Raw genomic sequence first — 12,817 nt, 5'->3', positions numbered from 1 at the left:
GTCGAGTCCTGCTCGACGCTACAAAAGCAAGACGCGGCAGCTGAACTATGACTCCGCGTACTGGCTCGGCGAACACCCCAGCGCACGCCGGAAGGCCGCGGAAAACGCACTCGGGCTTGCATAGCCAAGGTCCAATGCCACACGGGTCACCGCCTGCCCCTGTCCCAGCCGCTCGATGGCCGCCAGCAGGCACACCTGCTGCCGCCACTCGGCAAAACTCACCCCGGTATCGGCGCGGAACAAGCGGGTGAACGTACGCCGGCTCATGCCTGCGTCGGCCGCAACGTCATTGAGGCGGGCCGCCAGCGAGGGAGTATCGAACAGGGCACGGCAGACACGTGCAAGGCGTGGATCCGAAGGCAGGGGTGCGTGCAGGGAAAGTGCCGGCATCGACGCGATCTCCGCTGCCAGCAGCTGCATCAGTTTGCCTGCCCGCCCGTCCTCGTCGTACAGCGCAGGCAGATCCACGGCGGCCTCCAGCAACTGTCGCAACAACGGCGATACCGCATACACGCGGCACTGCATTGGCAGCGCCACCGCCATCGCCGTCCCGACAGAGAGAAAGGCATTGAGCATCGTCACCGGACCGCGCATCGTCATCTCATGCGCCAGGCCTGCAGGCACCCAGCAGGCACGCTGCGGTGGCACCAGCCAGCGTCCCTGTGGCGTCGTCACGCTGATGGTGCCGCGCGCAGCGAACGCGAACTGCCCGCGTCGATGGGCATGGCGGGGAAACGTGAACTCGGCTGCGTAGTCGTTCGAGGTGACCACGACATCGCGTGGCAGGTCTTCGTACGGATCAAGCAGCGAATTGCGCATGGCCCGGATTCTATAGTCATTGACCCGTCATCGACAGTGGGCCGGATCCGCGCTGCCTAGCATCAGCACTCCTCTCAGCTGCAATGGAACTCCATGGCCAACACTTTCCATCGCGTGGGGCACGGCCCTCACGCTGTCCTGGTGCTGCATGGCTGGTTCGGCGACGCGCACGCGTTCGAGCCGATCGAGCCATGGTTGTCACGCGACGACTTCAGCTACTTCTTCATGGACTGCCGCGGCTACGGCGGCATGCGCGATGCGCAAGGGGCCTACACCATCGACGAGATTGCATCCGACGCATTGGACCTGATGACGTCCCTCGGCCTTGAACACTTCAGCCTGGCAGGTCATTCGATGGGCGGCATGGCCATTGAACGCGTGGCGGTGCTTGCGCCGGAACGTGTGCGCGGCATGGTGGCCATTGCGCCGGTGCCCTGCGGCGGCATTGCCTACGACGCTGCGACGCGACGCCTGCTTGAAGCGGCAGCCGGGGACGTCGGCATCCGTCGGACCATCATCGATCGCAGTACCGGCGGACGGCTGCCGGCGCAATGGCTCGACTGGAAGGCCGCGTACTCGGCGGCACACGCTTCACCTGCAGCATTTGCTGCCTATCTTCCTGCGTGGGCGGATACCGATTTCAGCAATGAGATCGTCGGCAATCATCGGTTGAAGGTACTGGTAGGTGGTCACGATCCCACCTTCAACCGTGCACTGATGGAGCGCACCCATCTGCGCCGCTACCGGCAGGCCACGATGGAGGTCCTGGCCGATGCCGGGCATTACCCGATGAACGAGACGCCGCTGGCCCTGGTGGCGGCCATGGAATCGTTCCTGAAAGACGCGTCGGGTCCGGAATGAATGGCTTCTGACACGGGATGTCGTTTTCAGATCTTTTCGGATTTATTGCATGGGCGTCACAGTCGAGGCGATAGAAGCTGAGGGCACTTATCCCTGCATGGAGACCACCATGAACCGACGACTCACCCTTGCGCTCATCGCCACTACGTTAAGCCTGCTCAGCGCTGGGGCCTTTGCCCAGTACACCGGCCCGGGCGCCACCCATGCCGTCACCACGGTTGCCGAGGCGCGCGCCCAGCGTGACGACCAGCCGGTGGTGCTGCGGGGCACGCTGGTGGCCAGGATCGGCCATGAGCGCTACCGCTTCAAGGACGCCACCGGCGAGATCGATGTGGAAATCGACGACAAGGATCTGCCCAGCCACCAGGCCGTCAGCGCGACCACCGTGGTGGAGCTGCACGGTGAGGTGGATACGCACCGCTTCAAGCCGACCGACATCGACGTGGAGCACGTCACCGTAGTGCCCGTGCGTTGAAGGTCGTTCGCGATTTCTACACGTAGCGTCGAGCGGTGCTCGGCTCATGCGCACACGGTGCGCCTCAAGCGATAGTCGAGTATCACTCGACGCTACAAATGCAACGCAATGAGGTTTCTTGCATTCAAGTCGTGAGGAAATTTGCATAATCCTCAAACATTGAAAGCCCTCAAGAATTCTTCTTAACGTTCAGTTATTTAGGAATTGTTGCATGGCCTGCGTGCGGTAGGCCTACCTACCATTCTCTCGTCGCCCGTGACCACCTCCACGGGCGGCGCCTCCCTCCCTTTCTCCTTGGGGAGGGGGGCTTTCATATTCCCCCCTGTCCGAGAGAGACACACATGCACGCCATTCTGAAGAAGGCCACGCTCGCTGCAGCGCTGGCCACCGTTTCGCTGTCCGCCAACGCCTTCGACGCCGACATCAAGGTCTGGGCCAACGTCGACCCGACCCTGGCTCTGCTGAAGGCCGATGGCACCGCACTGGATTCGGTCGTCAACATGGTCCACAACCCGGTCACCGGCCTGGTGCCGTGGACCCAGCAGGTGCGCATCTACTCCAATGATGAAGACAAGGACATCGAAGTGCGGGTCGGCAGCGCTCCGCAGCTGCTCAATACCGATGGCAGCGGCGCCCCGGTACCGCTGACTGTCAGCCTCAACGGTAAGGCGCTGACCGTGGCCGCACAGGACTTCGCCGCGTCCGACCTGTTCGACGGCGCACTGGAGGGCGCATCGATCCCGATGCCGCTGCGCATCGCGCAGACCAACCAGGCGCCGATCACCAAGGGCGGTACCTACGAAGGCATCGTCACCATCGCCATGCAGCAGAAGACCACCAGCCCGTAAGGCGCCCGCGCCGGCCCGCGTAACGGGCCGGCCGCTTCCGGTAACACCCCCATGAAATCTCCCGCACCCGCCGTCACCCGGCTGGCGGTCGCGCTCGCCCTGTCGTTGGCCACGCCCTTGGTCGCAGCGCGCGGCGTTCCCGCCGGTTTCGAGGATCTGGTCGAAGGCCAGACCGAACAACTTGAGGTGCGCCTGTTCGGTCGCTCGACTGGGCTGGTGTCGGTGCGCGTGACTCTGGAACACGTGCAGCTGGAAGCCCCGGTCGAGGCGCTGCAGGCATTGCAGCTGCCCGCCGAGGCACAGGCCGCGTTGTTGCCAGCGCTGTCGCAGCCGCTGCCGCGCAACAGCCATCTGGCCTGCCGTTACGGCGGCGCCAGCGCCGGTTGCGGTTACATCGATCCCCCCGAGGAGCCCACCGCCGTGCGCGCGCTGTATGACGAAGGCGAGGGCGCCGTGCGCCTGTTCGTCGCCCGCCAATGGATTCCCGGCGAACCGGCCGCCGAGCGCTACCACCAGGTCAGCGCCACTGCCGAAAACGCCTTCCTGCACCAGCACACGCTCAACGTCAGCGGCGGCCGCGGCTACCAGTCGCTGGCCGCGCAGGGCATGGGCGCACTGGGCGTGTTGCAGCGCGGGCACCTGTCTGCCGATTGGACCTTCAGCCAGCAGCACTATCGCGGCGGCCGCGCCAACCGCGACTTCCAGCTGGACAACGCCTATTACCGCCATGACCTGGGGCAGCAGCACTACCTGCAGGCCGGGCGCATGGACCGCCGCAACCTGAGCAGTCCGCAGGGCGGCACCTTCAGTTTCAGCATGCTGCCGATGGATCGCTTCCAGGGCCTGCGCCTCGGCACCACGCAGGCCTACGTGGATGCCGCCGCCGCCGTGCAGGCCACGCCGCTTACCGTGCTGCTGGCACGCGACGCACGCGTGGACGCGTTCGATGGCGAGCGCCTGCTGCAGACCTTCTACCTGCAGGCCGGCATCAACCAGCTCGATACGCGCCGGTTCCCGCTGGGCAACTACACCGTCACCCTGCGCATCTACGAAGACGGCGTACTGGTGCGCAGCGAGGACGCGCCATTCGACAAGGGCGGCGACTGGACCGACAGCAGCGTGCAGTGGTTCATGCAGGGTGGCCGCCGTAACGAGCGCCGCAGCGACCGTTTCAACGACGAGCTGGCAGCGATGGCCGGCCTGCGCGTGCCGGTATCGCGCAACGTGGCAGTGACGGCCGGTGTCGCCGACCTCGGTGGCTTCAGCTATGGCGAACTGCGGCTGGACCTGCGCCATGTGTTCGCCACCCAGGAGATCCGCGGCACCTTCAGCGGCATGCACGGCAGCGACGGCAGCCGTGGCCAGCAGCACCAGCTGTCCTACCGTCGCCGCGCCTCGTGGAATGTGTACCACCAGCGCATGCGCGGCCGCGCCTGCCAGTTCGAGGACGACGCGCGCGACCGGCTCGGCTGTGCCGACTCGCTCAGCGCCTCGATGGCGCTGCCGGTGGCGGGCGGCAATGCCTACGTGGCCTACACTCGCCGCCAGACCTGGCGCGCAGGCACCGTGCAACCAGGGCTGGGGGATGATCCGCTGGCTGGGCTGGACCCGCTGTTGCCGCCGTGGATTCCACATCCCACGCGCGTGCCGCAGCTCAGCCGCACCTGGCAGGCCAGCTACAGCCGCAGCCAGCGCTGGGGCGAGTTCAGTGTCTCCAGCCGCATCGGCGTGTGGCAGCAGACCAGTGGCGGCGGCCTGCGCGATGGATGCGATCGCGGCATCTATTTCAACTTCAGCCTCAACCGCCTGCAGCGCGGTGACCGCGGCAGTTCGCAGCGTCGCTACGGCCTGGATGTGCGCCAGCCGCAGCATGCACGGCCGGACGTCAACTACAGCGCCGGCCAGACCCTGCGCCAGGAATACGAAGACCAGTACCGCGAAGTGTCGGGCGAACTGCGCGGCAACAACAACGAACGCTACAGCGCCACGCTCAGCGGGCAGCTGCAGAACCGCATCGGCCAGACCGGTGCCACGGTATCGCGCTACCAGCACCAGGGTGGCAATGAAGTGGCGTACAGCGCTACGCACAGTTCCGGCCTAGCCATCGGCTCGCGTGGGCTGTACTGGGGCGCAGGCGTGGGCGCCGATGCCGGGCTGGCGGTGCAGGTGGATGGCACCGACGACCTGGACCTGACCGGCGTTGCAGCCGAACTGCAAGTGGGTGGACTGCGCCGGCAGCGGCTGAAGCTGGGCGAACGCCGCCTGCTGCCGGTGTCCGCCTACCAATCGCACCGCGCCGAAGTGCAGGACGCCAGCGCACTGGACAGCATCGCCGCCGTGCGTGTGAGCGGTGTGGGCGGTGCGCGCCCGCTGTTTCTCTCGCCCGGGCGGCTGGTGCGCATGCCGGTGCCGATTGAAGTGACCTACACCTTCATCGGCAACGCCCACGACATCGCCGGTGCACCGCTGCGCGGCGCCCGCATTCTCAACGCGCCGGTGCCCGGCACCGGCAGCAACGGAGGCTTCGTGGCCGACTTCCCACGACGCGAAAAGACCCTGTACCTGCTGCAGGACGACCGGCTGCTGCACTGCCCGCTGCAGGTGCGCGAGCGCCGCAGCGTGGTGATGCTGGTGGGCGCCGTGCAGTGCGAGCCCCTGGCCGTGGCGCAGCTGCCCGCCGACATCCGCCATCAGGCACGGGTGACGCGACTGCTGCAGGAGCAGGCATTGATTGCCGCCACGCCGCAGACCGCGGCCGCGGGAGGTGCGCAGTGAGCCGCCGGGTGTGGTGGGTGATGGCGGTGCTGTGTGCGCTGGTGGTGCTGGCGCCGCGGGCGATGGCGCAGCGGCCGCCGGAAACGCATCCGACGAGTGAGCATCGCGACATCGTGATGAGCTGGGATCGCGCTGCGATGCCCGGGGATATCGAGTTGTGGGCGCCGAGGACGGTTATGGGCTACAGCAGGGATCAAAGTCTGCAGTACGGTCGGATCCATCTGACATGCGAATCGAACTCGACCACGAGTACAGGCTTGTGCCCGACTAGTGGACTAGAGAGCCTCGAAAGCGGGCCGGCGCCCATTCTGACGCGGATGGTCGAGGAGCGCAGCGGTTTGACTGCAGACCTTCGCATCATGGCGGCTCTAAGTCGAGCGATTGGCGAACGTGCCTGTGGTCCAGAGTTCTGGCTTGGCTGGAAGCGACCGATCTGGACCTCGCGCCAAGAGGAGTGTGGCGGCGAGAAAGCAATAGGGACCTCTGTTGAACTGCTTCTTCCGGAGAGCGAACTGAATCAGCTTGTCGCTGGTCGTTGGCACGGGAAGCTGATCTTGAACTTGAGGACTGATCCAGCGGGCTCCGTTCTTGCTGTGAACACTTTCAATCTTGCGTTCACCATCACCGACTACAACGCGGTCTCCATCTACTTCCCGCTCTTCGACCAGGTCACCCCGCACGTCGGCCTGAACCTGCAGTACGACCCGATCGCCCAGACCGTCGGCGGCCGAACTCAACTCGACATGTGCCTGTATGACGGTCTGGGCTCGCAAAGCCAGTACCTGGGCGTCACCGTGCGCGACAGCGGGCCGCGTCCTCCGGGACCTTCCGGCTATTCGGTCTGGCACACCGATGGCGGCAGCGACGCCACGCAGCGCGTGGACTACACCGTCACCCTCGATCACAACGGCAGCGCCATACCCCTGCGCAACGGCGTGGAGCAGCTGCTGCATGGCATCGATACCGCAAAGCTGCGCCTGGTGCTGCTACCCGGCATGAAGCAGCCGGTGTTCTGCGTGCCCACGCCATTGACGCTGGAAACCCCTCGCGTGCCGGTCAGCAGCAAACGCCCCGGCTATTACGACGGCGATCTCAAGGTGGAACTGCGTGTTCCCACTGTCACGCCCTGATTCCCATGGAGCCCCCGATGAAGCCTCTCATTCGCTGCCTGCTTCCCTTGTCGCTGCTGATGGCGATGCCTGCCCACGCCAATCTCACCGTGCACCCCATGCGCACGTCGGTGGACGTGAAGAAGGGTGCGCAGATCCGCATCTATTCGCAGTCCACCCAGCCGCAGTACGTGCAGGCCTCGATCAAGCGCATCGTCAATCCCGCTGGCGCAGACGAGCAGGAGGTTGAGGTCGAGCCCGGCGAAGCGGCCATCGCCATCACCCCCGGCAAGTTCGCGCTGGCCGGTGGCGGCAATCGCCTGATCCGGGTGATTCCGCTGCAGCCGGTCGAGAAGGAAACCGCCTACCGCGTGTACTTCGAAGGCGTGCGTGGCCCTGACGCCATTGAACGCGCAGGCGAGGGCGAGCGCGCACAGGCCAATGTCGGTGTCAGCCTGATATGGGGTGCGCTGGTCAATGTGCTGCCCGCGCAACCGGCCATGGCGGTGCAGGTGGAAGGCAACCGCCTGCGCAACACCGGCACGGTGCGCGTGGGCATCACCAGCATCGCCGACTGCGATGGCGCGCGCTGCACCGCGCATGACGTATCGCGAAGCCTGTATCCCGGCAGCGCGTTGGAGCTGCCTTTCCCCGTGCAGCCGGGGCACACGCTGCAACTGCGTTACCGCCTGACCCGCGATGGCTATCGCGAGCACGTACAAACCTTGGCGCCCAGCGCCGGTTGATTCCCCAGCCCCGCCAGCGGCGCTGGTGGGGTTCTTTCTGACATCCCTGTTAAGGAGATCCAATGAATCGTATCTATCGTCGACTGTGGAACCGCGTTCGGCAGTGCTGGGTGGTTACCAGTGAATTGGGGCGGACAAAAGGCAAGTCCGCCCGGCAAGGTAGGGTCGCACCCGCGTTGGTGCTGTTGACTCTGGCCGGTTCAGTTGGCGCTTCAGTCGATGTAGAGCGGGATCGCGGTGATCACGTCGATTGGCGTGATCCCATGTCGTTGATTGGATCACCTCTTGCCTTGAGGTCTGCCGTCAGTCCGATGGCGACGTACAGGCAACTAGCCATCGTGAACGACCCCAACTATCGCGATTCGACCGTGAGCGGGGATTTCTCGATGATCCTTGGCTCGCGCTCGACGGCAACAGGTAAGTCATCTGTTGTGTATGGGACGCTGGCAATTCTTGATGGTGAAAGCTCCGCCGCCATTGGTTCGCATTCCACGGTGAGGGGGAGCTTCAGTGTCGGCGTTGGTGCAGGTTCGTACGTCAATGGTTGGGGCTCGACTTCACTCGGTGCGTATGCGAGGACTGTTGGCGACAATGGAGTGGCGATCGGAAGGGCGGCTCAGGTGGATACTGGCGCTGGCATTTCGGGCGTGGCCATCGGTGCTGATTCTCGAGCTGGTACGCCCGGTTGGACGGGGGCTGTAGCGGTGGGTGGAGAAGCTCAGGCGGGCTACGATGGCGTGGCGCTCGGGTATGCGTCGAAAGCCAACGGTGCAGGCGCATTGGCCATGGGCAGCAGGGCCAATGCGACCTCTAATGATGCCCTCGCCTTCGGAAGGAACTCCAGATCGAGCGGCGCCGGTGCAACTTCGCTCGGGGGCTACGCCTCTGCCAGCGGCACGGGAGCGACGGCAATCGGGCTTAACGCCTCGGCCACAGGCGAGTTCGCAATGGCCTTCGGTTACGAGTCAAAGGCGAACAGCACTCACACGACCTCCTTGGGCAGTCGCTCCAGAGCCAGTGGAATTGGCGCCACCGCCTACGGCAACTCGTCATACGTGAGCGGACGCAATGGTATTGCCGTGGGCAGTGGCTCCCGTGTTGACAGCGGAAGCTCGGAGGGTGCCATCGCAATCGGTGGCGATTCCCGTGCCGGGGCCAATGGCTACAACGGTGGCATCGCATTGGGAGGCAAGGCCAACGCCAGCCACGATAGTGTAGCCATCGGTTACGAAGCTGCTACGCGAGCAAACAATGCTGTTGCGCTGGGGCGTGGCTCGATTGCGACCGAGGCCAACACGGTCTCAGTGGGAACCAGTAGCGCCAAAAGGCGCGTTGTGAATGTGGAGGACGCGCGTCTGTCGACCACCAGTACCGATGCGGTTACCGGCAAGCAGCTCAATTCCACCAACACCAACGTGACCAGAGCCCAGACCGCTGCCGATGCAGCGAAGACGACAGCCGCGGCAGCACAGTCCACTGCCAACACGGCCAACACCAACGCCAATACAGCGCTGGCCAAGGCCAATACGGTCAGTGGCCTGGTCAGCCAGGTATCGGCCAGTGGCAACGTGCGCCTTGGCGGCGAGAACACCGGTACCGTGATGGATGTCCGCAACAAGTCCAACGCTGTTCGCAGCATCACCGGCCTGAAGGATGGGGCGCTTTCTACATCCAGCACTGAAGCTGTGACGGGCAAGCAGCTCAATGCAACCAATACCAATGTGACGACTGCTCAGACGGCGGCCGACGCCGCGAAGACGACGGCCACGGCAGCGCAGACCACGGCCACTACGGCCAACACCAATGCCAATACAGCGCTGGCCAAGGCAAATACGGTCAGTGGCCTGGTCAGCCAGGTATCGGCCAGTGGCAACGTACGTTTGGGCGGCGAGAACACCGGCACGGTGCTGGATGCCCGCAACAAGTCCAATGCGGTGCGCAGCATCACCGGCCTGAAGGATGGGGCACTGAGCACGTCAAGCACGGAGGCCGTCACCGGCAAGCAGTTGAATGCCACCAACAGCAACGTTGCCGCCGTGAAATCCACGGCAGACGCAGCGCAGGCGCGCGTGGCGGTACTGGATGGCCTGGTGGGGCAGGTGTCGGCAAGCGGCAACGTGCGCCTGGGTGCGGACAACACCGGCACCGTCATCGACGTGGCCAACAAGGCCGGCGCCAAGCGCAAGCTGCAGAATCTGGCCAACGGCGTGCTCAGTACGTCCAGCACGGATGCAGTGACCGGGCAGCAGCTCAATGCCACCAATAGCGAAGTCACCAGCGTGCGCACGGCGGCAACCGCGGCGAAGACGGCGGCCGACGCTGCCCGTGGCGTAGCCGATGGCGCTGTGCTGAAGGCTGATGCCTTGGGCGGACTGGTCGGCCAGGTGTCTGCCAGTGGCAACGTGCGTCTGGGTGCGGAGAACACTGGGACTATCGTGGATGTTGCGAACAAGAGCGGTGGCAAGCGGCGCATCTACAACATCGCCAACGGCACGCTGAGTACGGGCAGCACGGATGCGGTGACCGGACAGCAGCTGTTTGCGACCAATACCACGGTGGAGACTCAGCGACAGGCTTTGGCTGGGCACGCGCAGCAGCTGACGGATCAGGACGGGCGTATCGCCGACAACCGGGTCGAGCTGGATGCGCTGCGTACGGATTTCGACAACTTCGATCCGGATCTGGAGGGCGTGGTCAAGTTCAGTGCTGATCGTCGCTTGGTGGATATGGAGGGCGCCCGCGTGTCGGGCGTGGTAGCGGGGGATATCAGTTCTGCGACCAGCACGGATGCGGTGAATGGCGGGCAGCTGTTTGCGACTAACGATCGGGTAGAGAAGATCGAAAAATCAAATGGCTACCTGAGAGTTGGAGTGGATGATGAGAGCAATTACGCGCAGGCGGGATTGATGGGTGTGGCGATTGGAGATTCGGCAGAGGCAGCCATTCACTCTGATGGGGCTACCGCAGTTGGTTCATTCGCGCGCGCTCGTGGGCAGGGCTCCGTGGCTCTTGGCAGGGGGGCGCTTGTCGACGCCGCAGCAAAGAGTGGATTTGCACTTGGGACGGGTTCTAATGTCTACGCATCGGGAGGGGCAGCACTGGGTTCCTTCAGTCAGATTGAATCAGGAGCGGAAAACTCAGTTGCGCTAGGCACCGGTTCCGTAGCCGAGGACGCAAACGTTGTGTCCGTTGGGAACTCTCGGCTTATGCGGCGGATCGTCAATGTGGGGCGAGGGGTGAACTCCAGTGATGCAACTACTGTTGGGCAACTGAGCGAAGCTTTGGCTGCTCTTGGCGGGGGCGCAGGTCTGGATCGAAATGGCGATGTCGTTTCTCCGACCTACAACCTCCAGGGGGGAACACAGAAGAACGTTGAAGACGCCTTAGTTGCGTTGGATGGTGCGGTGGTAAGGGCTGACAGTCGCGTAGATGGCCTCGAAGGCCAGCTGCGTGCGACATTCCAACAATCACCCTCGACCCGGGCGGATGGAGTTGGCCAGCTGAATCTGGCAGGTGCGCAAGGCATGGTTCTGTCGAATCTGGCTGACGGACGTATTGCAGCAGGCAGTCGCGATGCGGTGACTGGCGGCCAGTTGTATGCAGCCAAGCAGGATATCGCCGAAAACAGAAGCGAGATCGATCAGATGAAGGAGCAGCGAAATGGCCTGGCTGGCTTTGCTCGCCAAGGTCCGATTGACTTCGCTGGCGCTCGGATCACCGGTCTGGCTGATGGTGATATCAGTTCTGCATCGAGCAGTGATGCCGTCACTGGCGGGCAGCTGTATACGACAAACAGCAGGTTGAATGATCTGGAAGATTCACAAAGGTTCCTGTCGGTAGGCTCCGCCGGTCCGGCAGTTTCCGCCAAAGCTGGTTTGGTGGGTGTTGCGCTAGGTGATTCGGCCGTGGGAGTTGGCGAGGGCGCGATTGCGTTGGGTAGTTTCTCCCGCGCAGGAGGCAAGAACTCTGTAGCTCTTGGCCGTGCAGCGCATGTCATGGAATCTGCGGAGGATGGCTTCGCGGTGGGTGTAAGGTCGGTGGTTGACGCGGAGAAGGGCATTGCAATTGGCGCTGCGAGCTCAGTCCAGGCGGGTGCCGCCTATAGTGTTGCCATTGGCAGTGGCTCTATCGCCAGAGATACTCTTACTGTTTCGTTCGGGGAGGGAGCACTCCAGCGCCGCCTCGTCAACGTAGCCAACGGCCGCAACACCAACGACGCAGCCACCATCGGCCAGCTCCGCGGCGCCCTGTCCACCCTTGGCGGCAACATCGACGCCAACGGCAACGTCACCACCCCCGGCTTCAACGTCCAGGGCCAGCACCAGAGCACCATCAACGACGCACTCACCACCCTCGACTCCGCCGTAGTCACCACCGGCTCCCGCATGGACCGCGTCGAAACCCAGCTCCGCTCGGTCTTCCAGGAAACGCCCTCCACCCGCAGCGACGGCACCGCCCAGCTCACCCTGGCCGGCGCCAACGGCATGGTCATCTCCAACGTGGCCAACGGCTTGATCGCGGCCGGCAGCCGCGAGGCGGTCAACGGTGGTCAGCTGCATGCCGTACAGCAGCAGCTCAATGGCCGCATGGACGGGCTGGAGCAGCGCGTGGATGGCCAGCCGCAGTCGCGTGCGCTGTCCACGGCTTCGGCCGCGCCCACCGAACAGGTCACGCCAACGCCGGAAGCCAGCGATTCGCCGCAGGTGGCCTCTGCAGGCGAGGGCACGTCGCCCACGCCGCAGCCAAAGTCGAAGAAGGACGACACGCCGTCGCCCACGCCGCAGGTCGATACCGCTGAACTGGAGAAGATGCTGGCCCGCGCCAACGAATACACCGATGGCGCCATCAGCAACTTCGAACGCCGCCTGGACAAGGTGGACAAGCGCTTCAACCGCATGGCCGCGATGAGCAGTGCGCAGACGGCCATGGCCATGAACACCGCTGGCTTGGCCACCTACAACCGCCTCGGCGCGGGCGTGGGCTATGCCGAAGGCGAATCGGCCATGGCGGTGGGCTACCAGCGCGTGCTCAACGAAAAGGGCTCAGCCACCTTCAGCCTCAATGGTGCGTTCACCAATAGCGGTGAACGCAGCATGGGCGTGGGTGTGGGCATCGGCTGGTAAGCGATGGAGCCCCGGCGTGACGCGCGTAATCCACCCCGTCGCGCCGGGGTCCTGGCCAAGG

The 12,817-nt window shown here is 64.4% G+C and carries 8 protein-coding genes; 7 read left to right on the top strand and 1 reads right to left on the bottom strand.

Features of this window, described 5'->3' with window-relative positions; all coding sequences use genetic code 11:
• Positions 1–45: 45 nt before the first annotated feature.
• Positions 46–819: an AraC family transcriptional regulator gene (locus ACW5IY_RS17605; RefSeq protein WP_049437137.1), complete on the bottom strand. Its 774-nt coding sequence runs from the start codon at positions 817–819 to the stop codon at positions 46–48.
• Between the two features lie 93 nt (positions 820–912).
• Here ACW5IY_RS17605 and ACW5IY_RS17600 point away from each other — a divergent pair, with 93 nt between their 5' ends.
• The 7 genes from ACW5IY_RS17600 to ACW5IY_RS17570 all read left to right on the top strand — a co-directional run bounded on the left by ACW5IY_RS17600 (position 913) and on the right by ACW5IY_RS17570 (position 12,756).
• Positions 913–1,680, top strand: coding sequence for an alpha/beta fold hydrolase (locus ACW5IY_RS17600; RefSeq protein WP_049437136.1), 768 nt, complete (start codon positions 913–915; stop codon positions 1,678–1,680).
• A 109-nt stretch (positions 1,681–1,789) separates the two neighbouring features.
• Positions 1,790–2,155 carry a NirD/YgiW/YdeI family stress tolerance protein gene (locus tag ACW5IY_RS17595; protein WP_043400377.1) on the top strand — a complete coding sequence of 122 codons (366 nt, stop codon included), beginning with the start codon at positions 1,790–1,792 and terminating at the stop codon, positions 2,153–2,155.
• A 341-nt stretch (positions 2,156–2,496) separates the two neighbouring features.
• Complete coding sequence (locus tag ACW5IY_RS17590) at positions 2,497–3,003, top strand: CS1 type fimbrial major subunit (RefSeq protein WP_049437134.1); 507 nt, start codon at positions 2,497–2,499, stop codon at positions 3,001–3,003.
• A 51-nt stretch (positions 3,004–3,054) separates the two neighbouring features.
• Positions 3,055–5,778 (top strand): TcfC E-set like domain-containing protein, encoded by a 2,724-nt coding sequence (locus ACW5IY_RS17585; RefSeq protein WP_049437133.1) that lies wholly within the window; start codon positions 3,055–3,057, stop codon positions 5,776–5,778.
• 20 nt (positions 5,779–5,798) lie between these two features.
• Positions 5,799–6,908 (top strand): CfaE/CblD family pilus tip adhesin, encoded by a 1,110-nt coding sequence (locus ACW5IY_RS17580; RefSeq protein ID WP_100050004.1) that lies wholly within the window; start codon positions 5,799–5,801, stop codon positions 6,906–6,908.
• Positions 6,909–6,925: 17 nt separating this feature from the next.
• Entirely contained in the window at positions 6,926–7,633 is a 708-nt protein-coding gene (locus ACW5IY_RS17575; RefSeq protein WP_049437129.1) for a pilus assembly protein, read from the top strand.
• Between the two features lie 62 nt (positions 7,634–7,695).
• Positions 7,696–12,756 carry an ESPR-type extended signal peptide-containing protein gene (locus tag ACW5IY_RS17570; RefSeq protein WP_100050000.1) on the top strand — a complete coding sequence of 1,687 codons (5,061 nt, stop codon included), beginning with the start codon at positions 7,696–7,698 and terminating at the stop codon, positions 12,754–12,756.
• The last annotated feature ends 61 nt before the right edge of the window (positions 12,757–12,817 follow it).

The sequence above is a fragment of the Stenotrophomonas sp. C-A genome, from assembly GCF_054030835.1.
This window is presented reverse-complemented; position numbering and strand designations above follow the sequence as displayed.